Annotated in this window: 25 protein-coding genes; 9 read left to right on the top strand and 16 right to left on the bottom strand. The window is 45.5% G+C overall.

Annotated elements, in window-relative coordinates; all coding sequences use genetic code 11:
* Positions 1–102 precede the first annotated feature (102 nt).
* Both AB4Y93_RS22090 and AB4Y93_RS22085 read right to left on the bottom strand, forming a co-directional pair.
* On the bottom strand, positions 103–1,563 hold the full coding sequence (locus tag AB4Y93_RS22090) for an MFS transporter (RefSeq protein WP_441895113.1): 1,461 nt from the start codon (positions 1,561–1,563) through the stop codon (positions 103–105).
* A 328-nt stretch (positions 1,564–1,891) separates the two neighbouring features.
* The gene (locus AB4Y93_RS22085) at positions 1,892–2,407 is read right to left on the bottom strand and encodes a DUF2179 domain-containing protein (protein ID WP_441895112.1); all 516 of its coding nucleotides are present in this window, start codon (positions 2,405–2,407) and stop codon (positions 1,892–1,894) included.
* Between the two features lie 204 nt (positions 2,408–2,611).
* Here AB4Y93_RS22085 and AB4Y93_RS22080 point away from each other — a divergent pair, with 204 nt between their 5' ends.
* The 3 genes from AB4Y93_RS22080 (at position 2,612) to AB4Y93_RS22070 (ending at position 5,557) form a co-directional block, all read left to right on the top strand.
* Positions 2,612–3,781: a sensor histidine kinase gene (locus tag AB4Y93_RS22080; RefSeq protein ID WP_441895111.1), complete on the top strand. Its 1,170-nt coding sequence runs from the start codon at positions 2,612–2,614 to the stop codon at positions 3,779–3,781.
* Positions 3,768–4,481: a response regulator gene (locus AB4Y93_RS22075; protein ID WP_441895109.1), complete on the top strand. Its 714-nt coding sequence runs from the start codon at positions 3,768–3,770 to the stop codon at positions 4,479–4,481. Before AB4Y93_RS22080 ends, AB4Y93_RS22075 begins: the two co-directional genes overlap by 14 nt.
* 188 nt (positions 4,482–4,669) lie before the next feature.
* Positions 4,670–5,557, top strand: a complete 888-nt coding sequence (locus AB4Y93_RS22070) for a CPBP family intramembrane glutamic endopeptidase (RefSeq protein WP_441895107.1) — start codon at positions 4,670–4,672, stop codon at positions 5,555–5,557.
* A gap of 38 nt (positions 5,558–5,595) precedes the next feature.
* Here AB4Y93_RS22070 and AB4Y93_RS22065 read toward each other — a convergent pair whose 3' ends face one another.
* On the bottom strand, positions 5,596–6,117 hold the full coding sequence (locus AB4Y93_RS22065) for a TetR/AcrR family transcriptional regulator (protein WP_441895105.1): 522 nt from the start codon (positions 6,115–6,117) through the stop codon (positions 5,596–5,598).
* A gap of 183 nt (positions 6,118–6,300) precedes the next feature.
* On the opposite strand from AB4Y93_RS22065, the gene AB4Y93_RS22060 reads away from it, so the two are divergent.
* Complete coding sequence (locus AB4Y93_RS22060) at positions 6,301–7,101, top strand: ketopantoate reductase family protein (RefSeq protein WP_441895103.1); 801 nt, start codon at positions 6,301–6,303, stop codon at positions 7,099–7,101.
* Positions 7,102–7,220: 119 nt separating this feature from the next.
* On the opposite strand, the gene AB4Y93_RS22055 is transcribed toward AB4Y93_RS22060, so the two are convergent.
* Positions 7,221–8,960, bottom strand: a complete 1,740-nt coding sequence (locus tag AB4Y93_RS22055) for an ABC-F family ATP-binding cassette domain-containing protein (protein ID WP_441895101.1) — start codon at positions 8,958–8,960, stop codon at positions 7,221–7,223.
* Positions 8,961–9,365: 405 nt separating this feature from the next.
* Between AB4Y93_RS22055 and AB4Y93_RS22050 the strand changes: the two genes are divergently transcribed.
* Genes AB4Y93_RS22050 through AB4Y93_RS22040 form a run of 3 tightly spaced genes read left to right on the top strand, consistent with a single transcriptional unit; the run spans position 9,366 to position 10,607 of the window.
* A complete protein-coding gene (locus AB4Y93_RS22050) occupies positions 9,366–9,998 on the top strand; it encodes a TetR/AcrR family transcriptional regulator (protein WP_441895100.1) in 633 nt (210 codons plus the stop codon).
* 4 nt (positions 9,999–10,002) lie between these two features.
* Positions 10,003–10,305 carry an MBL fold metallo-hydrolase gene (locus tag AB4Y93_RS22045; RefSeq protein WP_441895098.1) on the top strand — a complete coding sequence of 101 codons (303 nt, stop codon included), beginning with the start codon at positions 10,003–10,005 and terminating at the stop codon, positions 10,303–10,305.
* An 11-nt stretch (positions 10,306–10,316) separates the two neighbouring features.
* Entirely contained in the window at positions 10,317–10,607 is a 291-nt protein-coding gene (locus tag AB4Y93_RS22040) for a hypothetical protein (protein ID WP_441895097.1), read from the top strand.
* A 75-nt stretch (positions 10,608–10,682) separates the two neighbouring features.
* Here the strand turns inward: AB4Y93_RS22040 and AB4Y93_RS22035 are convergent, their stop codons facing one another.
* The 8 genes from AB4Y93_RS22035 to AB4Y93_RS22000 all read right to left on the bottom strand — a co-directional run bounded on the left by AB4Y93_RS22035 (position 10,683) and on the right by AB4Y93_RS22000 (position 16,819).
* Entirely contained in the window at positions 10,683–11,390 is a 708-nt protein-coding gene (locus AB4Y93_RS22035) for an ABC transporter ATP-binding protein (RefSeq protein WP_441895095.1), read from the bottom strand.
* The gene (locus AB4Y93_RS22030; RefSeq protein WP_441895091.1) at positions 11,390–12,511 is read right to left on the bottom strand and encodes an ABC transporter permease; all 1,122 of its coding nucleotides are present in this window, start codon (positions 12,509–12,511) and stop codon (positions 11,390–11,392) included. The genes AB4Y93_RS22035 and AB4Y93_RS22030 overlap by 1 nt, the downstream gene beginning before the upstream one ends.
* A gap of 132 nt (positions 12,512–12,643) precedes the next feature.
* Positions 12,644–13,210, bottom strand: coding sequence for a TetR/AcrR family transcriptional regulator (locus AB4Y93_RS22025; RefSeq protein ID WP_441895089.1), 567 nt, complete (start codon positions 13,208–13,210; stop codon positions 12,644–12,646).
* 273 nt (positions 13,211–13,483) lie between these two features.
* Positions 13,484–14,362: an SDR family oxidoreductase gene (locus tag AB4Y93_RS22020; RefSeq protein ID WP_441895087.1), complete on the bottom strand. Its 879-nt coding sequence runs from the start codon at positions 14,360–14,362 to the stop codon at positions 13,484–13,486.
* A gap of 46 nt (positions 14,363–14,408) precedes the next feature.
* Positions 14,409–15,389 carry an aldo/keto reductase gene (locus tag AB4Y93_RS22015; protein ID WP_441895086.1) on the bottom strand — a complete coding sequence of 327 codons (981 nt, stop codon included), beginning with the start codon at positions 15,387–15,389 and terminating at the stop codon, positions 14,409–14,411.
* 84 nt (positions 15,390–15,473) lie between these two features.
* Positions 15,474–15,929: a MarR family winged helix-turn-helix transcriptional regulator gene (locus AB4Y93_RS22010; protein ID WP_441895084.1), complete on the bottom strand. Its 456-nt coding sequence runs from the start codon at positions 15,927–15,929 to the stop codon at positions 15,474–15,476.
* Positions 15,930–16,013: 84 nt separating this feature from the next.
* Positions 16,014–16,493 (bottom strand): 23S rRNA (pseudouridine(1915)-N(3))-methyltransferase RlmH, encoded by a 480-nt coding sequence (rlmH, locus tag AB4Y93_RS22005; protein ID WP_167281277.1) that lies wholly within the window; start codon positions 16,491–16,493, stop codon positions 16,014–16,016.
* A 155-nt stretch (positions 16,494–16,648) separates the two neighbouring features.
* Positions 16,649–16,819, bottom strand: a complete 171-nt coding sequence (locus AB4Y93_RS22000) for a CxxH/CxxC protein (protein WP_167281275.1) — start codon at positions 16,817–16,819, stop codon at positions 16,649–16,651.
* Positions 16,820–16,985: 166 nt separating this feature from the next.
* Between AB4Y93_RS22000 and AB4Y93_RS21995 the strand changes: the two genes are divergently transcribed.
* On the top strand, positions 16,986–17,315 hold the full coding sequence (locus tag AB4Y93_RS21995; protein ID WP_441895082.1) for a YnfA family protein: 330 nt from the start codon (positions 16,986–16,988) through the stop codon (positions 17,313–17,315).
* A gap of 183 nt (positions 17,316–17,498) precedes the next feature.
* Here the strand turns inward: AB4Y93_RS21995 and AB4Y93_RS21990 are convergent, their stop codons facing one another.
* Both AB4Y93_RS21990 and AB4Y93_RS21985 read right to left on the bottom strand, forming a co-directional pair.
* Complete coding sequence (locus AB4Y93_RS21990; protein WP_441895081.1) at positions 17,499–18,407, bottom strand: DUF4097 family beta strand repeat-containing protein; 909 nt, start codon at positions 18,405–18,407, stop codon at positions 17,499–17,501.
* Positions 18,408–18,591: 184 nt separating this feature from the next.
* Positions 18,592–19,959, bottom strand: coding sequence for a S1C family serine protease (locus tag AB4Y93_RS21985; RefSeq protein WP_441895079.1), 1,368 nt, complete (start codon positions 19,957–19,959; stop codon positions 18,592–18,594).
* Positions 19,960–20,104: 145 nt separating this feature from the next.
* Between AB4Y93_RS21985 and AB4Y93_RS21980 the strand changes: the two genes are divergently transcribed.
* Entirely contained in the window at positions 20,105–20,326 is a 222-nt protein-coding gene (locus tag AB4Y93_RS21980) for a hypothetical protein (RefSeq protein ID WP_167281266.1), read from the top strand.
* On the opposite strand, the gene AB4Y93_RS21975 is transcribed toward AB4Y93_RS21980, so the two are convergent.
* The gene (locus AB4Y93_RS21975) at positions 20,295–21,101 is read right to left on the bottom strand and encodes an MBL fold metallo-hydrolase (RefSeq protein WP_441895505.1); all 807 of its coding nucleotides are present in this window, start codon (positions 21,099–21,101) and stop codon (positions 20,295–20,297) included. The genes AB4Y93_RS21980 and AB4Y93_RS21975 overlap by 32 nt on opposite strands.
* A 67-nt stretch (positions 21,102–21,168) precedes the next feature.
* Positions 21,169–21,924, bottom strand: coding sequence for a two-component system regulatory protein YycI (yycI, locus tag AB4Y93_RS21970; RefSeq protein ID WP_441895077.1), 756 nt, complete (start codon positions 21,922–21,924; stop codon positions 21,169–21,171).
* Positions 21,925–21,941 lie beyond the last annotated feature (17 nt).

The raw sequence follows: 21,941 nt of genomic DNA, 5'->3' as shown, positions 1-21,941 counted from the left end.
GCGCTTTGTAATAAACAACATATAAAAAAATGAAAAGAGATGATGCCTGTGAGACATCATCTCTTTACTCTTTACTGAATCTCTGGTTGGCTGCGTTGCTGCTTACATTTCAGCGCGTTTTGCGTCGAGCTGCTTATTGATGCTGTCTACGTCTTTATCAGACAGTGGATAGATATGCATCACAATCATAGCAACAACGGCTAGAACAGCGGGTATCCAAATAGCCGTTATATTAATCCCTGAAAGGGCGTTAGCTGTTTGGTGATCAGCATCTCCATTAAATCCATAAGCGGCAAGGAACCAAAGTGGAACGGCACCACCAATAGTGAAGCCAACCTTGAAGAAGAGCCCCATAATAGCGTTGATAATCGCCGCATTACGTTTACCAGACTTCAGTTCGCCGTAAGAGACTACTTCAGGAACAAGGGCCCACATGAAACCAGTCGCTGAAGTCAATCCCCATTGCTTGATGAAAGTGGAAACATAAGCAAGCCAAAGCTGATCATGCATACCATCAAGACTCCAAATCCAAGTCAGAATTTCGCCGACAACAAACATACTGAGGAAGAAATGGAAGAAGCCCTTTTTACCGAAGGTTTTCTTGAGTTTTGGCCAGAATACTGTAAAAGCGATACCCGGTATTGAGGCAATCAGCCCCACAGCACCCACCCAGTCCGAGTGATCGACGGTATATTGATAAAAGAAGCCATTAACCGTATTCATGAAGAACATAAAGGTAAATGCCAACATGAAGAAGATTCCTAAGATGACCAATGGCTTATTATTTTTAAATTCAACAAAGAAATCAGAGACTTTAACTTGCGCCGATTGCTCAGCATTAGCGACAACGCGTTCTTTCGTAAGCTTGTAGCAAAGGAAAAGCGCAACGGCACCAATAACCATATATATAGCATAGACGCCAAACCAAGCATGGTCTGCAGAAGGATCCGTATAAGTCCCCATATTAAGCTTTAGTCCGAAGAAACCGGTGTCTTTGAGTGAACGATCTTTCGATGCTACCATTTGAACAAACATAGGGAACAATGTATAGACAAGAAGATTCGCAACGTTTGCAAGCGTCATACGAGTCGTTGTAATTTGGTCAACAGATTCAGGGTTACGGGTCAATGAGGCGTTTAGCGATCCGTAAGGAATATTAACAACGGAATAAACCAAATCAAGTAACAAATAAGTGATGAAGATAAAGGGTACAGAGCCACGGACACCAGGAATAGGCGCAAACAGCAGCGCAGCCAAGATGACCAACGGAATACCTGCACGTAGTAACCAAGGACGATATTTACCTGCTTTTGATGTGCGTTTATCGATAAAGGTACCGACCATTGGATCCCAAATCACATTGATGATACGGACAAAAAGGAAGATAAATCCTGCTGTTGCTGTGCCGATAGCATTAACAGTCGTCAAATAAAGGGCAAGAAAGCCTCCGACTGTACCAAAAACAAGATTTTGAGCAAAGTCTCCAAAACCGTAGCCAATACGTTCAACTAAACTGAGCTTACGATACTCATCTTGCTGAATATTTTGTGTGTTATCACTCATGATGAATACTCCTTCTAAGATGTAAACTGTACCATAATAGTTAATAGTAAATTTACCTTCTCATTCCATTAAACCACTCTAGTTTGAAACACAATAAAAGCCCTTACATTTCTACACTCGCTTGATGCTTCTGTGTATAAAACAAAAAAATCAATTTTTTGCATAACATACCCGCGTCAAATAATCCATTACACTCCCCCTGCCATATGTGCTTTTGAGAGAAGAAAACTTTCTTTGTTTATTAAACAAACTAAGTTGCAAATATAACACACTTGCTTTCATTTATCAATTTCGCCTGAGCGATGGTCCAAATGGTGTACATCCGCCTTTATTGTTTTAACACCTTAGTCCAAAATCCGCCGTGAAATCTCTTCGGCTCGATCGTAATGACGAAAGCCTTCGGATCGCATTCAAGAACTAGATTATAGACTCTGTCTTGATACTTTCTTCTAGAAAGAATTTCCATAACGAGTCTTTCCCCATCTTTTCCTGTGCCAATCCAGGAGGTTACTCCAAAGCCTTTTTCGCGCAATAGGACGGGAAGTCCGGAGTAGGGTGCTATGCTGATGACTTTCAAAGTGACGTATCCAAGTGCTAGTTTTTCCTCGATCCACGATCCGATAAGAATCCCAAGCGCATATCCCAACGCATATACGATTAAATAGACGATTTGATTTAAGTAGTTTAGTACCAAATTCAGTCCCAACACATAAATCGTAATTTCCAGAACACTAATGATGGCGGCAATATATTTTTGCCCTTTGAGCGTCAATATCATCCTTAACGTATATGCTGAGACATAGACGACTTGAATGGCGAGAATGATACCTAGAACTTTGATCATAAAGAAGGCCCCCCCATGAGAATTCAGTGGTTATTATTTAACATAAATACCCTCTTTATACTGGATTATAAACGGGGCCATCCATACTGACGGATTCCCGCCTTAGCCTATCAGATTCAGAAACCTTTTATCCCCATTGAGGTTCCTCACTTCATGTATAATTAAGGAAAAACCATTTGTTATGCTAAGTAAGGAAGGATACCTATGAAAAAAGTTTTTTATATGATGGATTGGGGGATATTTGGGCTCCGGTCCTATTATTATGTTTTGCTGTGCGTTCATATTTTAATGGACAATGCATATTCGTCTCGATTGCTCGTGAGCGTGATTTGGATCTTGGCAGCCTTTATTATTCCTATCCTGTTCTGGTTTCCGCAACTAAGAAAGAACAAGGAATGGTTCATCTTCCTTGAACTATTGCTAGGCGGATCTTATTATTTTACATCGTTCATGCAGGAGGATCAGTTAGGGAGTGTCGATTATCTCATTCCGAGTCTTACGATCGGTTACTTATTGACTAGGAAGACCAATTGGGCTATGCCGGTGCTCTTATTACTACCCTTTACCAGCATGGTATTCGGAGAGGTTACATGGGACCTCGCACTCGGTTCAAGCTCAGATAACCTTCTCTTCTCATTGATCGGGATATGGGTCAACTTCATCGCCAAAGCCTATCATGAGAAGAATCAATTAGCTAAAGAAATTGATGAACAGAATAAATTGTTGACCCTCTATGCTGCAGAGATCGAACGGATGACTCTGCTAGAAGAACGAAATCGTATGTCCAAAGAGATGCATGACACGTTAGGACACTCTTTTATTTCCCTTATTATGAGTCTGGATGCGGCTATTGCGCTTCTAGACAAAAAACCGGATCTAGCTAAAGAGAAATTGATTCGTATAAGAGGACTAACGGAACAGAATTTGGATGAAATGAGGGGCATCGTGCACAAGATGGGGGAGGAAGAGAATATAAGTTTAGTAAACCACGCCGAGGGACTCATCGACAGCTTTCGAGAATATACCGGAACGGTCATTCGTCTCACACTGGAAGGAACAGAACGTATCCTTCGTTTCGATGTGCGGCAATCGATCATTCGGGTGATACAGGAGTCTTTTACGAATGCACTCAAGCATGGAAAGGCTACGGAAATCGAGCTCAGTCTCCGCTTTTCCCCATCAGCCTTGCTTGTGTCTATTCGAAATAATGGAATACCCTTGGATAAGGTAGAGTACGGGTTCGGCCTAACAAACATGAAGAATCGGATGGAGATGCTGGGAGGTACTTTCTCCATCTCCGCCTTAGCGGTCGTCGGCGCTGAAGTCAGGTGTGAAATTCCACTGAAGGGAGATAAGCTGCATGACGAAAATTAAAGTACTCATTGTTGATGATCAGGAATTGATCCTGGAAAGCCTCAATATCGTACTAGAAATGGAAGACGATATTGAGGTTGTAGGATTGGCGAAGAATGGCGAGGAAGCTATCAACCACTGTGCGGCATCCCAGCCGGATCTTATCCTCATGGATATTAATATGCCTATTATGGACGGCGTTGTTGCTACAGAGAAGATAAAACTTCGATTCCCGTTAACGAAAATTATTATTCTAACTTCGTACAAGGAAGTCGAGTATGTTCTGGCAGCGTTAAGCCATGGAGCAGAAGGCTACCTGCTCAAAGCCATCCATCCCAAAAACCTTATCGCCGGCATACGGGTGGTTCATACAGGAGGCACGCTCATTTCGCCGGAAATGGCAGGCAAAATGATCAAAAGCATGCTGAAAAATGGGGTTTCACCGGCTATGGATACAATCGACTTGAAGCCTGAAATACTGGAGAAAAACAACGAGTTCGGTCTTAGCGCCCGCGAAGTCGAGGTTCTTCATAAGCTAGCGTTAGGGCTGCGTAATCAGGATATCGCTAAGGCATTATTCCTTAGTGAAGGTACGGTTAAAAATTACATCTCTAATATTTATTCGAAATTGAATGTAAAAGGAAGAAGAGAAGCTGCCTATAAGGCCAGGGAAACAGGAATAATTATCGATCCTATAAGAACACACCTTAAGGAAGAATGAAATGATGCCATAGCACAGCTCAAAGCCGACATCGTAACGGATGTCGGCTTTTATTCTGCCAAAGTCATATGACCACGATATGACTGAACGGCACTGCTACCGCATGACTTTTTTCAACTATAGTGTGAATTGTAGCCTGTATTGAAGCTTATATCGTAAATCTGTCTAAGGAAGAGATGTGATCACTTATGATAAGAAAAAGAAAGACATCCAACATTGAGGCCCTTAGTGGTCGGAGAACACCTGCGATTGTTACATTATTCCGATTCCCCCTCATCTGGATGCTCGTGGGCGCGCTGGGGATCGTCCTCACCAATGTGATATTTAGCAGGTTATCAGAAGATGCGAATGCACTAGGGGCCGTCTTGCTAGCACTTGTCGGAAGCGCCGTTGCAATCGTTATCTACTGGCTTACAATGAGGTTCCTGGCGCAGCGGCCGGTTCCTGAACTTCTGCTCCAACGGCGTGCGGTAAAGGAAGTTATTTTCGGCGCTGTCGTCGGCCTTATCTTTATCATCGTTTCAACAGCCCTCATCGTCTTATTCGGTGGGTATTCATTCGAGTGGGCCGACGTTAACACCAGCTCTGTCGTTTGGTCTGTCATCGCCACGCAACTCGTCGCTGCCTTCATAGAGGAATTGATCTTTCGTGGGCTTGCCTTTCAAGCTATTGAAAGAATGGGTGGAGGCTGGCTCGCATTAGCCCTGACCTCCCTCTTCTTCGGGATTGCTCACCTGGGCAACCCCGGAGCTACCATTTGGGGTGGCCTCTCTATTACCATTGAAGCTGGCGTATTGCTGGGCTCAGCATTCCTATGGCGGCGCAATGTTTGGTTTATCGTTAGCCTCCATTTTCTCTGGAATACAATAGAGGGACTCTTGGGTATCCCCGTCTCGGGCCACCCCTCCTCCGGACTTTTCACGGTCGAAGTTACGGGCCCGGCCCTTCTCACTGGAGGCAAATTTGGCCTTGAAGGATCGATAATACCTGTCATCATCAGCCTGTTGATCGCCATCCCTATGCTGATTTCTGCTCGCCGCAAAGGGCATCTCCTATCTCCCCGTCAAAATCCATAAATAGTTCGACTCACTTGTCCAACGCAAAAGCTGCATGTCTATTTATCGCCACTGCGATACAACCCTAGACCGTTCATGACATAAGGACGAACAATGTCTACAAGCCCATCAGTTCGATCTTTGTCCTCAACATTTAACCAATAATGCGCAGCGCTATAGATCGCCGAACCTGTCATCGCCGCCATGACTTTGATAGAGTGCCTGTCCATGCCAAGATGCGTAGCTCCTTTTAGAAAGATGCTTTCTATGGTTTGCAGCAGCATTTTCTTTATTTTCTCATCGACAAGCGTGGCCATTGGCTTGGAATCCATTCTGCATGTCTGATAAAAATCTACGATGTATCGGTGCGTCTGCAAGATCAGCTGGTCACATATTTCATCCGTAAACTCCCGTGCATTCGCCACTTGCTCCGGAATCATCTCACGGAACGCCTGTTCGGTGACTTCGTCCAGCAAAGCATATTTATCTTCAAAATGGGCATAAAAAGTGGCTCGGTTAATGGTTGCTTTCTGCGCGATATCTTTGATGGTGATGGCATCGAATCTTTTTCTCAGTAACAAATCTCTGAACGCTTCTTTAATTAATTGTCGTGTGCGCAACAGGTGCTGCTTAAACAATTATGACTATTTATTTGAAAGGAAGGATTCTATTGAACACCAAGCCTTATCGACTTCTGATATTTGGCGCCGGCGTGGTTGGCAGTATACGCACTCCGATTTGCACAATACGGACTGGACGTAACCTTGCTGGCACGAGGAAAGAGGCTGGAGGCACTTAAAAGGAACGGACTGTCATACAACGACAATGGAACGATCAAGCAAATACCGGTCAAGACGATAGACACGCTTGAGAACGACGACATTTATGATTATATCTTTGTTCCCGTACGATATGATCAGGCCGAATCCTCCCTGACTGCAATCAAGAACAATAAGAGCAAAACCATTGTCACCTTGACCAACACCATAGGATATGACAGCTGGCTTGAAATCGTGGGAGACCGACTACTCCCGGGATTTCCGGGTGCGGGTGGAGACATCAAAGAGGATGTTCTATACGCCCAATTTGGCTCCGAAAAACATCAGGGAACCATTTTTGGTGAAATAAATGGACGGACGACTGAAAGAGTGAAAGAACTTGCCCAACTATTAGAATCAGTCAATTTGCATTATGAAATCCAAAAAGACATTCTGGCATTCCATATATCGCATATTGCGTTGGCTATCGTCAACAAGCATTTCTACACGAATGACGGAATGGTGGATATTGAGACCGCAAGAAGTGTAAAGATTCTAAGCAAGATTGCCTCAGATATAAAACAGAACCTTCACCTGGTAGAGCAAGCCGGAATTCCGGTAATCCCACCTGAAACGAAGGCAATGGGAGAACTGCCTGAGAGCGATATTATTTCCCGTTATCGTCAGATGCTGAGCAATGATTTTATCATTGATGTAAAGCTTGGGAACCATGCTATCAGCCAAAAGGCGGAAATATTGTTATTAGATAAGATGTTTCATAAATGGATAACCGAGATGCAACCGTAGGCGCGGCACAAAGAAATCAATACAATAAAAAGACACTGAGTTTCTATCCATCAGTGTCTTTTTATTGATACTTTTCCACCAACATCATATTTCATCGTTAAACGCGGACTAAATCACTTTTAAAGCAACTTAATCAGCTCTTCTAGCTCATCAACTAAACCTTTTGCAAGTTCAAAATTAGTATCTTTTAAAGCCAATTCTATTTTCATTTCAATTGATTTTTTATTTTGTTCCATTTCTAAATAGTCTCTATCGAAATGACTAGCATAAATCATCTGTTTAAATTTTTTCATAGTCATTTTTCTAATCGTCTTATCATCGATGATTAATACATAATCCATACCATTTACAACAGAATAGAAATCATGAGATATCATGAGGATCGCGCCTTTATAATCTTCAATGGCTTTCTCCAGTGCTATTTGTGTATAGGTGTCTAAATGGCTCGTCGGTTCATCAAGAAGCAATACGTTTGCTTTACTGGCAGAAACTTTAGCTAATTGAAGCATATTTCTTTCTCCACCAGATAAAGACTTTATCTTTTGATTAACGGTTTCTCCCTCAAAGCCATAGTTTGAAATATACGATCTAATCTCATCATAAGTGTTAAACCCAGCATCGATGAATTCTTCTAGTATTGTATTAGAATCCTTTAGCATTTCGCCTTGAATCTGAGATAAATAAGCCACTTTAACATCGGCATTGATTTCAATTGAATCATTATTATTGTTAAAGATTTCGCGGAGTAAAGTCGTTTTCCCAGTACCGTTTGGACCGATTATGGCTACTTTATCCGTAGACTTTATCTCAAAGTTAACATTTTCTAAGAGCAACTCATCAAAGGCAACACTATAATTACTGACATTTATAACAGTGGTGTCTTCCATTTCATTATCAATACCGAAACTGATCGTCGGCTGCTTAATATCAACAAATGGCGCTTTAAGTCTACGCGCTTCCAATCTCTCTTGAAACCTAACTCTAGCTTTTAACGCTCTGCCTCTAGAGGCTTCTGAATTATATGTTGCGATAGCTCTTAGATTATTAATGATGTTCTCGTTTCTCTCAATTTCTTCTTTCTCAGCGACTGTGAGTTCTTGCAACTCAATTTTAGTTTGAAGTAATGAGAAATTATAATCAATATATCGCCCATCAAACTCTTGGATCTCCATGTTTTCAAGGTGTAAAATTTTGTTAAAGCAATGATTCAACAGATATCGGTTGTGCGTAACAACTAGCAGTATTCCTTTGTGAGCATTAATAAGATTTTTTAGCGCATTTAGGTTTTCAAAGTCTAAAAATACATCTGGTTCGTCCATTATCATTAAGTCTGGGCTATTAAGCATTTCCTTCATCACTTGAATGAGTTTGAATTCCCCACCACTCAGGTCGGATACCCTTAGATCTTTTAGCTTCATGAGGTTCGCTAGATTTAGCTTTTTATTAATGTTGCTTTCAAAATCTTCCCCACCGATTGAATCAAATGCGTCTAAAGCTAATTGATACTTTTCGAGTAACGGTTCAATATCCGATGATGTTTCCATTTCAGTACAAATAGATTGTATTTCATCTTGTATCCTAATGAATTGTTCTCCGATATATTCAAAAACGGTTGTTTCTTTCGTTCTGTCAAGTTGCGAGAATTGACTTACATACCCAATTTTGAAAGTCGGGTCCATTTCTAACTTGCCCTCGAACAAATATCTTTCTGGATCCATCAATATATCTATCAATGTACTTTTCCCACTGCCACTTGTTCCTATAAAAGCGCAATGTTGTGCCTCTTCGAGCGTAAATGAAATGCCTTTATATAGTTCTTTTTGTGGAAATGAAAAGGATAATTTATCAACTTTTATCATAGTGTTACCTTTCTTTATAACTAGAATAGTGACTATTACAAGCTGCACTACAGAACATACATTTTAGTTTACCTTTGTTAGAGTAACACTGTTTACAACCATCTACAATCCCGATCGTCGGTTCCACCAGAATCATGCAAGAGCAATCTGTGCGCGTGGAATTCCTCGGGTAGCAGTAACCTTCGCAACTCTTAACCGAGGGGAAAGAACAAAAGTGACCGGAGGCAGCTTCGCTCGGCTTGCTGATCACAGGCAAATCGAGGCGGCGACCTTCGCCCTACTTTTGATACAGTTCAGCTTAACGGGGCTATTGGCGAAATTTCCTTAATTTGGTTGGCGAATAACTAACCACAGGTTATATTGTAACCATTGGTTAGTTATCTTTTCGACATGGAGGTTACAGGAATGGCACCACGCCAGAAGCTCCGCTCAGAGGAGACAAAACAAGCGATTTTGACTGCCGCAGGAATGTTATTCGCGAATCGAGGCTATATTGGCGTCTCGATGAGGGAAATTGCGAAAGAGGCCAATTGTTCGCACACGACGATCTACATTTACTTCAAGGATAAAGAGGAACTCTTGCACGCGATGTCTATGCCCCCACTGCTCGAGGTACAGAGAAACATTGATGTAATTGCGAATCAGACCAGCCTCTCGCCAGAAGCTAAGCTCAAGGCTATCAGCATGGAATTCCTCCGTTTCTGTTTGCAGCATAAATCCATTTATCAAGTTGTTTTTATGGTCAAAGGGGTGCGCGTGGACGAAGTGGAACCGGTATTGGAGATCAACCGGATTCGTATCAACCTATTCAAGGCGATTGGGCAGGCCCTTCAAAACGTATTTCCGATACAGCCAAATTCGGATCGTTTGCTGAGGTTCAATCGAATCTATTTCTTTATGTTGAACGGTATCATCAACACATACCTGCTGACTGACGAATCCCTTTCATACCTGATGAACCGCTTGAGCCCGGCTTTCGATGAAGCTTTCGACACACTTCTCTCCGGCTTTAAATTAAAAATAACGAGCGAGGGATGATGAAATGAAAGCTACACAAATTTCAGAACATATTTGGAGCTTACGGACATGCATGATAATCCCGATTACCGTGTGGGTGGTCGTTGAAGAAGACGGGGTCACTCTGGTCGATACAGGAATGTCCATGATGGCCAAAGGAATTCTAAAATTAATCAAAAGGCTAAACGCCGGCCCGTTAAAACAAATCGTGCTGACCCATGGGCATCCCGATCATGTCGGAGCGCTTAAATCAATATTGAATCATGATCCGGTTACTGTCTTCGCTCACAGTAAAGAACATCCCTACACGTCGTCTTCTATCACGTAAAAGATCGGGTTATGCTCGCAGGTGATCTTTTCTCGTCTAAGAACGGCAAACTTCGCAACCCCCTCTTCACACCGAACATGAAGGAAGTACTGGACAGCAGTTTAGTCGTAGGCAAACTGCTCCCTAAACGAATGGAAGTTGCCATGGTCATTCCGTGTTCAACCCGGCAGATCAGTTATCAGACTATATCTCTGAGGAATCGAAGAAACACCGTACAGCCGTTGTCTCTGCTGGCGGCTCTGACAAGATTCAAAAAAGAGATTAACCGTTCAATGGCTACCTCACACATATACAAAGAATAATTATTACAGGATTTCATTCATCGATGCAATTCCATACGTGATGATTTCACTTACGGATGAAGAAAAAGAAAGAACTCAAACATGTGATGCCTCTACTCTTGTGGTTCCCGCTAGCGACAATTTACCATCTTCCATTCGGTACACTCTATCGCAATATTCAAGCATGCGTTCATCATGCGTGACCATAATGGCTGCTTTACGACGCAACTTTACCTCATTTGCAATCTGACTGACCACCTCATGGGCACGCTTGGTATCCAGACTTGCCGTGGGCTCATCCGCCAAGATAACACTGGGATTGTTTATTAAAGCTCGTGCAATAGCCGTACGCTGCTTCTCGCCGCCTGACAGCTCCTCCGGAAAGCTCTTTAGCTTCGATCCGAGTCCTAATTCCTCGAGTAACTTAACGGCGAACGTTCGATCCTCGGCTCTAGCCTTTCCCGACATTTTCTTCACTAAGAGCAATTGGTCAAGGACGTTCAAATAGGGGACCAGATTGGAAGATTGCATAATAAATCCGATTTCCTTCAATCGTACATTCGAAAGTTCTTTATCGGAAAGCTTAGAAAGAAGATGCCCATTTAAGACGACTTCTCCTTCTGAAGCTTTAAGCAATGCACCCGCAATCGAAAGAAACGTGCTCTTGCCCGACCCGGAAGGCCCGACGACAGCAACAAGCTCCCCAGGCTCCACCGAAATAGAGACCTTTTCAAGAGCGGATATCCGGTTGCTTCCCTCGGCATAATATTTCGTAACGTTGCTGATATGCAGTCCTGTTGTCATTATTCTGCCCTCCCAAGCGCCTTCATCGGATCAATTTTAGTTATTTTGCGAACTGAGACCAGTGAACTAAGCACAGCGATGACGAGAAGAATGACCGAGTACTCGATAACGAGGTTCGTCTCCAACTTGAACGGCATTCCTTTCGGCATGATTGCCGCAGTTCCGTAAGTGAGCAGAACGCCAACAACGATACTCATCAAAGATAGAACTACGACCTGCACGACAATGGCTTTGCTGAGAAAGCCGTTTCTGGCGCCGATGGCTTTCATGATGCCGAATTGATTGGTCTTCTGCATCGTAATGACATAGAAGAATACTCCAAGCACGAATGCGGATATCGCAAGTAAAAAGCCTAGCATCATCATAATAGAGCCGTTCTCTTCCTTGTACCCAGGCATGCCGTGAATCGCTGCCCCGCGCGTTACGGTATCGGTATTGGAGAGCTTGCTGCTAATAAAAGCAGGATCGATATGTTTGCCCTGCAACATGATTGCATTAACCGGACCTGCAATTCCCTTATCCGAGCCCGGCGCGGCGAACGTAATCTTCCGCCATTCGGACATTGGAACAAATACGGCTGAGAGGTGGTTATAAGTCTGATTATCGACGAACCCAATAATCGTCAAGGCTTGTGTCGAGCCGTCTAGTTGAAAAGTATCCCCTAGCTTAAAGCCGTCATCCTTCAACGTCTTGTTTACAATGACGTCAGTTGGATTCGCTGTAGATAATCCTTCACCCTCAATTACAGTCGGCTCTAGGAAGCTGCCCGGAAGTATCCCTAAAATTGCGATATCGACCTTATCCTCGTTCTTTGTGCTATTTCCTCTCAAAGCGGTGGCCATCGTGCTTCCCATTGGAGATGCGGCGGTTACATGATTCAGTTTCTCCGCTTGCTCCACCAATTCGTCGGATAACAGAGACTTGCCCATGGTCGACTGCGATCCTTGTTCATAGACAACATAATCGGCTTTCATGTTTTGGAAAGTGGACGCTGCAAGCGTCGATAACCCGTTACCAAGTCCCGATAGAATGAACACCAACCAAGCAACTAAGACAAAAATAATGACAATCATCAAAAATTTCATCTTGCTGTGCATTAATTCCTTTACAGCTAAAAACATGCTCTCCCGCTCCTCGTTCTTTATTTATGACACTTGTGTCATTTTTATTGTAGATCAACCACAAGCACAGATCCCGTCCCCCCCTATTAAACAACATATCTGACACTTGTGTCAAATTAAAAAGAGAGCCTCCTACCGTTGCGCTCCTCCTATCCACATTTGAAACAGCAGCTTGCTCCATTGGGGATTAGGGACGTTTATCATATTAGGGGTGTTAATGAGGTTGAAAAAACCACCGATCAGTACCGGGAGCGGAATGTCTTCTCTGAGATTTTTCTCCTGTTGCGCTCTTTGGAAGAGGCGCGTAAGTTGAATTTTTAGCGTATTATGGGCTTGCTCAACAACATCTAAATCCCGACTAGCCGCAGCAGAATTTGCTGTATTAATTTTTTGAGCATCGCCTAATAGTTGATGAAGCTTGGATTCGTCAACATAAATGCGAAGCAGTTCCTGAAGGGCATGCATGGTGTCGGTCTCATCGATCGCTGAAGCCCTCTCGATAACGCTCGTGATTACACGCTTCATACAGGCGGAAACAATTTCTTCCTTATTGGCATAATACTGATATATCGTACTTCTTGCACCGGGTAAATGCTGCGAAAGCAACTTGAGATGAAACCCGTCATATCCATGCTCAAGCACTAACTTTTTTGTTAAGTCCAGTAGCTCCGACTCCGTATAGGATTGCTTTCTTCCCATGGTTGCTTTCCTTTCACATAAATAAATTATTATTTTCGCAGTATTATTGAGAAAAGGAGGAGTGAGTGAATTTCGACTCCTCAAACTTTATTCTAACATACCTGCATTTGAAATTATAAGTTAAACGGATTTCGCATCAATGCGTTCCACCTCAGAACTACAACAAAGCTTTTTCGCCGTCACTTATAGTACGGTTCAGCTTAACATGTCTATCTGCGAAAAATATGCTAGAGCATCCAAACTTGGATGCCCTATTCTTATCTTATAACGCAATCAACCTAGTTGACGACCTATCGACTCTCTCAGTACCTCTCTAATACTCACCGGAGGTCGACCGATCAAATGAGCTAGAGTGGGATTGACTTGCGCGAAATCGCCCTGACGGCTCGCTAGAAACATCCCCATCCGCATATTTACGCTAGCTTCCGGTACACCTTGAGACAGCATGCGGTCCCGAAAATCCTCGTCCGACACAACGATTCGACGGATGGTCCTCCCCAAGATCTCGGAAGCGATTGTCGCAATCCCTTCCATGTCAATGGCTTCGGATGCCGTTAAATTGGGAGTTATGCCATCTAATTTCTGCTCGCTTAAGATCACCGCCGTAGCTTCGGCCAAGTCGGAGTGGACTGTCCAGGCAACCGGGCCGTCTTCAGGAGCGATCAATTCCCCTGTTTTTATGGCTCCGCCGATCAACATGAGTGCCGCTGCGGCGTAATAGCCATTACGGAGCGACGTGAAAGGCATACCTGAAGCTTTCAATAGTTCTTCGGTAGCCGCGTGGTGAATCATGGGAGCGAAGTGCGATGTTGGGGTAGAGCCCATATGACTTGTATATAGCAACCTACTAGCCCCTGCCTTCTTGGCAGCATCAATCGCTGCTTGATGCTGCCGAATACCATGTGGGATACCAGCCTCGCCCATGATGCCGGTCGAAACGATGAGAACCTGCGATGCCCCCTCAAAGGCCTGATATAGACTCTCAGCCTCATCGAAATCGCCCCACCGAACACGAACCCCGCGATCCTGAAGCTCTCGTGCCTGATTTGGATCGCGGACGCTGACACCGATCTGACTGGCAGGCATACGCTTAAGCAGCTGTTCTACCACTGCCCGCCCTAATTTCCCGTTGGCTCCGGTAACGATAATCATGACAACAACATCCTTTCACTTTGTATGATTGTGCTACCTATACTCTTTATCCACGAACAGTCTTACCGTTTCTAAATTGCATATTTGGAAAAGAAGCGCCTGCAATCTCATGTTCCGGTATCGCCTCTTCTATCTCCCTGACATCATCTTCAGTCAGATGAATATCAAGTGACTGCAATGCCTCTTGAAGATGCGTCGACGATACGGTACCAATGAGCGGTTTGATGTCATCGCCTTTGGATAATACCCAGGCAAGCGCAAGTTGGGATAACGTCATTTGTTTTTTTGTGGAAATCTCACCCAACTTTTTAGCCAGAACAATATTCTTCTCTATATTCCCTTCGAAAAATAACGGAATGTAGCCGCCTTTGTTTTTTTGGACCCGCTCCTCTGTCCAGTTGCCGGCAAGGAGTCCATGAGCCACCGCCCCAAAAGCAACAATCTGGATCCCCAATTCCCTTGCAGTCGGTATAATCTCTTTTTCAATGCCTCGGTTAAAAAGCGAGTACTCGGACTCCACCAAGCTGATCGGATACGTCGCATGCGCTCTTCTCAACGTCTCTGCATCGACCTGGCTGACTCCAATTTCCTTGACATAGCCGGCCTTAACCAGTTCTGAAATGGCACCAATCGTTTCTTCGACAGGGATACCCAAATCGATTCTTGCGGGCTGATAAAGGTCAATATAGTCGAGATTGAGTCGTTTGAGCGAATAAGCAAGATAGTTCTTCACATGTTTGGGGGAGACGTCCAGTCCGTAAAGGGAGCCGTCAAGCGTGTTTAATGCTCCAAACTTTAGCGATATAAAATAGTCATCCCTTTTGTATCCCTTCAGCGCATCCGCGATGACCATCTCGCTTCGGCCTGCACCATAAAAATCCGCCGTGTTGAGATGATTGATTCCACTCTCGAAAGCGGCATGAATGGCGGCAATGCCTGCACTTTTGACAGCCTCATTGACATTTGACATATGACCGCAGCCGAGTCCAATTCTGGATAGCTCCAGTCCATTTCGTTGATTCTTCATTATCACAACCTCCTGACTATTATTTCGCTAAATGTGTAGCCGTCTACACATTTGTTTAAAAAAGAAAAACCTATGGCACATACATTACTCCAACAGCTGTTTTTCGACGTTTTCAAAAGCACGGGTCAGCAGAGAGGCAAACATGGCTTTTTCGGCATCAGACATCCCTTGCGTGATCAATTCTTCCGATTTCGAGAAGGCATCGCTTCTCCCGTTAATAAATTGTCTGGCTTTGGCCGTGACATCAATACGGAGGTTGCGTCCGTCGGTATGGTTGCTGCTGCGCGTGATAAATCCGGATTTTTCTAGACCGTTCAACAAATTTGTCACGGACGGACCGCTTAGAGCCATTGTTTGCTCAAGATACTTGCGGTTAATCTCGATTTGCTCCTCTAAGGATTGATGAATATGCGACAGAAGAATCGCTTGCGAGCTATTCAAGCCGTGTTCCTTCAGAAGCTGGTCGATGATCTCCCGAACCCTTTGCGCGATGACTTTAATGTATAGACTGTAGGGGTACTTGTCGAAAATGCTTGGCATAGGTTTCTCCTCAAAATCATGTAGATGTCTACACTATATGTTCGATTATCCGTTCTGTCAATGATGAGTTTCCAATTTTATACATTACTTGTGATATGGTTCACCGCGGTTAATCTTCACCGCGCGATACACTTGCTCGAGCAGCACCAGCCGCATCAGCTGATGCGGCAGTGTCATGCGCCCGAAGCTGAGCTTCTGCTGGGCGCGCTGCAGCACCGCGGGAGCTAGTCCCGTGCTCCCGCCAATAACAAATGCCACGTGGCTCTTGCCATACGTGGCCAGCTTATCGAGCTGGTCCGCGAGATCCTCGCTGGACCAGAGCTCGCCGCCAATCGCGAGCGCCACGACGTGGGCGTCCGGCTTCAGCTGCGCTAGAAGCCGCTCCCCCTCCCGCTCGCGCACCTGCGCTTCCTCCGCCGGACTCATCGTTTCCGGCGCTTTCTCATCGGGCACTTCCGTGAGTGTAAGCTTCACGTACGGCCCAAGCCGCTTGGCATATTCCGCTATGCCCTGCACCAAATATTTTTCCTTCAGCTTACCAACTGCCGCTATCTGTATATGCATGATTGTTCATCCCTTATGTAAGTTCAATTTCCCTTCAGCATAACAAAACTCACCCAAATGTGGAAAGGTCCTAGCCGATCAAATAAAAAAAGGCTGGCAACTCTCACCGGATATTCCGGTAGAGAGATGTCATCCTTCTTAGCGTTCACACGCAGCTATACCACTAGGAACTCAGCGGCTGCGTCTCCGCACAGATCACAGCTGCGCGGCGGATCCCAGTCCGCAAATTCCGTTTCCTTCAAGTCTACAATATCCGGTGCATCCTCATACTCGTCCACAAATTTATCAATCGCCAGTTCCACATGTTGTTTGCATACACAATACATTCGTAGTTCGCTTCCTCTTCAATGTTGTTTATTATAACTAGCATAGCAAACTAGCCAGCCGATGTGAAGCATCTTGTCCGATTCTCCCTTTCATTTCCTTCTGTGATCCATCCCGCTATAATAAATAACAAATCATTAATACCTTATTGAAAAAGGAGTATTTCCCTTGCTTATTGCACTTGTTCTTTTCCTGCTTGCCGGCCTTGCTGAGATCGGCGGTGGTTACCTTGTATGGCTATGGCTGCGTGAAGCGAAGCCAATCTGGTATGGCATTGTCGGCGGCATCATTCTGCTTGCCTACGGTATTATCCCAACCCTGCAAAGCTTTCCCTCCTTTGGCCGAGTTTACGCAGCTTACGGTGGTGTTTTTATCATCTTGGCCGTCCTATGGGGATGGCTCATCGACAAAAAAGCACCCGACCTCTATGACTGGATCGGTGCCGCCGTTTGTATCATTGGTGTAGCGATTATGCTTTACGCTCCTCGGAGCAGCTAGCCATCCCGCTACCAATAAGACCCCGGGACGGTCTTATCCGTTCTTTTCCCATGCCTGCGATGCCCAATAAGACCCCCAGAGGGTCTTATTACTTCCGCCGTTACCCGCCTTACCCGTCTACCAGGCAAAAAAAAGCCGCACGGTCAGTTATTCTGCCCGTGCGGCCTCACTTACTCGATTATGTTATGGCTGGGTCACCCGAATACTTCCGCTATCCGTGCGGACTTTGATCACTTCACTTGAAGTTCCTTTTGGATCCGGGGCATGCTTGGAGCCCGAATCGGATTTCAAGTCGTACGAGCCGCCAAACGCAGCCGGTACCTCAATTTTCACACTACCCGAATCACTCTTCACTTCAGCGCCAGACGTGTCGTCCTTCACAATCCGGATGGACCCGGAATCCGACCTCACTTCAGCAGCACCGCTCAGATGATCTACCGTAATACTGCCGGAGTCAGAAGATGCCTTCAGCTTTGCACGAACCGTTCCTGCGTGGATGCTTCCAGAATCCGAAGTCATGGACAGGTCGCTGCCTTCGAAGCTGTCGATCTTGATACTGCCCGAATCCGACTTCGCAGACAGCGTATTGCCTAGGAAACCGCTCAGCCTGATGCTGCCCGAGTCAGATTCTATCTCGCTATCCAATGCAGCTGCATCGTTCACTTTAATCGAACCCGAATCGCTGATGAGCTTGAACGATTCAAGCGATTTCTTCGTTTCCTCTGTCAGTGATACCGTCACAACCTGCTTATCGTTAAGGGAAGAGAAATCGAAAAATCCAATATGCCACTTCTCTTTCAAGTTGAGATTCAGCCGTCCATCTTCCGCTCTCGCATTCTTGATCTGATCGATAATCTCCTGCTTCGCTCTTCCTTCAAAGTGGATCGAATTGCTGCCATCCGTACTTGGAACAAAGTTAATCTCAAAACCCAGGCTGTCAGCCGAAATATGGAGTTCCTTAAGTTCATCCAGCTTCAGTGTATGTTCGTAATCCTTGCTTTTTGAACCTCCGAATTGATACTGGAATAACGCCATAATTCCGATCGCCACAAGAATCAGTCCAATCGTATTTCTTACCCATCCTCTATTCATAAGTGTTCTCTCCCTCTCTAAACCTCTCTGCTCCGTTTATCTTACCTTCAGTTTACAGCAGCATGGGATTACCATAAACCTTCCAGAGGATGGTTCGCGGGTTAGACTTTAGTCGGGGGCGGGCTACTTTTTGCATAGAAAAAAGCTGCACCAACAGTTTCCTGCCAGCACAGCCCTTCAGCCTCTATTCATCCTTCGTCTTCTCCTCAAGCTTGAACGATGTTGTCTTCAGCTTTCCGTCATGGTAGAAGGTTACTTTTATGTCGTCACCAATATGTTTTTGATCGTACAGATACTTACGAAGCTCCATTGTGCTGCCGATACTCTGCTCATCCAGCTTCACAATGACATCGTTAAGCGCTAGTCCCGCTTCCTTCGCTGGCCCAACCGCCTCGAGTACGATTACTCCATCAAGCACCTCATCAGGCAGCTTCAAATCTGGTAGATCCTGTACTTCAGCCGAATCCTCATCCGTTGAACCTGCACCTGTACCATCCTTCGTATCGCCGCCCTCTGGCTGATCTGTCATTTGCTGCTGGGCGAAATACTGCTCCAGATCAACCGTGTAAACACCAAGATAAGGACGGGATACATATCCCTTCTTCATCAGGCTGTCTACAATCGGCATCGCATTGTCAATCGGGATGGCGAAACCTAATCCTTCTACGCCAACCTCGGCTATCTTCATACTGTTTATGCCTACGACCTTGCCATCCATATCAATAAGCGGTCCACCACTATTGCCTTCGTTAATCGATACATTTACCTGAATCACTTCCTGCTGCCAGTCATACACGCCATCCTCGTTCAAGGACACCGGCACGATCCGATGCGTCTTACTCACGATGCCCATTGCCAGCGAGTCGCCAAGTCCAAGGGGATTACCGATCGCAAGTACGAATTCAGCTGGCTGCAGCTTCGACGATTTGCCGATCTCGGCTGCCGTCTTAATGTCCTTGCCATCCATCTCGAGCACCGCCAGATCTGTTATCTGGTCGCTGCCGACAATCTTCGCTTCCCGCTTCTCACCATTCACCAGCAGCACCTTCACAGACTCTGCATTCGCGATCACATGATGATTTGTGATGATGTACGCTTTACCATTCTCGAGCTTGAAAATGACACCAGAACCAACGCCCACTTCCTGCTTCGATCCCTGCACCTGGCCGTCATTCCCACTGCCTGTCCCATCCTGGCTGCTTCCCGTATCCGGCATTAGCCCATAGGGTACAGTCTGTTCATTAATGACACTGACAACGGCTGGACGAACCTTAGCCGAAGCTTGAATCGTTCTTTGCTCCAGTGATGTACTGCCCGAAGCCGATACGCTTGCCGGATGAGAGCCTGGTCCAAAGCCTCCCCCGCCAAAGACAAGCACGAACAGAAGTACGGCTGCCACAGCGCTAGTGAAAGAAGCCACGAACGCGACACGGACATTGGACCAGCTCCGCATATCTTTTTTATTAGAGAAGGCAAACTCATCTCTCGAAGAAGTGGTACGAACGCGCCTTGATACTTTTGTCGAATAGAAATCGTCATCAAACAATCCCATCGTTACCGCTCCTTTCGATGCTTGCCTTTGAAATTCAACAAGACTATTTTTTCATATTAAGAATGTTTTCGGAAGATTTGACTAAAATAATAATAGATTCCCTTTGCACTCCTCCATCATAACGAATAAGGAGCGAACCGTATCTATGAAAACAAAACCATTCTCCCCCTGGGAGCAAGTCCAATTAGCAGCCAAATTGGCTGATTTGAAGGAAGACCACTATCGCACCGTCCTCACCCTCAGCGCTATGCTTGAGCTTCTTGTGGACAAGGGCCTGCTTACCCGAGAAGAGCTGAATGCCAAAGCCGACGAGCTGGATAATCAGCTGGACTCATTTATTTCCGCCTCACTTCATCCCATGCAGTAGGTCTGTCATGGTAAGTCGCACGCAGCGGGTTTTCATCATTTTTGAAAAAGATTCCGTTATCTTCCAACACATTCCTCACCGTCAGCATCGCAAGATCCATCAAGTTATGATCGAGACTCAGATGGGCTAGATACACCCTCTTCGTCCGGTCCGTCAGAAGCTCGCATAACGCTTCACCAGCGGCGACATTCGACAAATGTCCGACATCGCTTAAGATCCGGCGCTTAATGTTCCACGGGTAACGTCCCATGCGGAGCATCTCCGTATCATGGTTCGACTCCAGGACAAGCACATCGGAATCGATAATTTCCCGCCTTACTTTATCACTCATATAACCAAGGTCGGTTGCAAGACTCAGCTTCTCTCCATTATCCACGAACGTATAGCCAACCGGCTCCGCCGCGTCATGAGAGATCGGAAAAGAACGTACTTCCATCGTGCCAAAGCTCAGCATCTCACCGGTCTCCATAATAACCCGCTTCTCTGGAGCAATCGTACCCACATGACGTTCCATACCGCCCCATGTTCCAACATTAGCGAAGATCGGCAGCTCGTACTTTCGTGCGAAGGCGCCAAGCCCTTTAATATGGTCCGAATGCTCATGTGTAACGAACAACGCATCCAGCTGATGACCAGCTACACCTTGCTCTCGCATAAGCTCATCTAGTCTTTTCATGCTTAGGCCGGCATCCACCAGCACCATTTTATCCCCGTTGCTTACAATCGTCGCATTGCCTGTAGATCCGCTTCCCAGCACCGTAAACGTAAGTCCCATCATTCTTCCCTTCCCCTGCTCCCATGAACACAAACCTCTATTTCAACCTGCACATCCGCGCCCTATACTAACGAACGTGGTCCTGCTGTACGTCTTCCTTCACCTGTGCGACTTCCCCGTTAATCGCATGGATATAATACTCGTTCCCGTCTTCCAGCAGCACCCGGTAATAAGGCGCTGATACTTGCGTTTCTGTATCAAACACTTGACCATGGTAACCAAGCTGAATGTCGGTAATTACTGCACCGTCCGGCAGGTTCCGCTCAATGAACGGCGCCATCGCCTTCGAGGCCGGCAGCACCATCTGTACCTTGGCTTCGCCTGGTCCGGTCAGATCGATCCGAACTTGACGAAATCCGGTTATTTTCTGATTGCTGTAGTACAGCTCCAGCTTTACATCGAACATCGGACGGTTATCGGCCATGCGATAGAGTACGAACACACCGTCTCTTGTCATCGCCGGGTCAAACTTATATTTATCGAGGTCAATAATCTGGCTGCCCAGCGTCTTGATCAAATCCTTCTCGGAGAAAATAATCCGGCTGTCCACCGGCGTATCCAGCTCCGTCTCCGGCAGCTCCTCAAAAGGGCCGCTGCGCAGCATATACGTCAAATCCCGCAGCTTTGGTGTCTCGACCGGCAGATTCGCGGACAGTTCGATTCCCTTCTGCTTCATAAAGGCGTATGTCTCGGTCGGCAGCTCCGCCGTATTCTTATTGGCATTGAGCTGCTCGCCGACGTTCGACCACACTTGATAGCCGAGCAATACGTTAAGCAGCAGAAACGATATAATAAGCACGCTTTTCGCCCTGCCCCAATCCACCTGATCTTTCGCCTCCG

This window comes from Paenibacillus sp. YAF4_2 (assembly GCF_052113225.1).
In the GTDB taxonomy this organism is placed as follows: domain Bacteria; phylum Bacillota; class Bacilli; order Paenibacillales; family Paenibacillaceae; genus Pristimantibacillus.
Note: the sequence above shows the minus strand (reverse complement) of the source record. Positions and strands in the feature narration are given on the sequence as shown.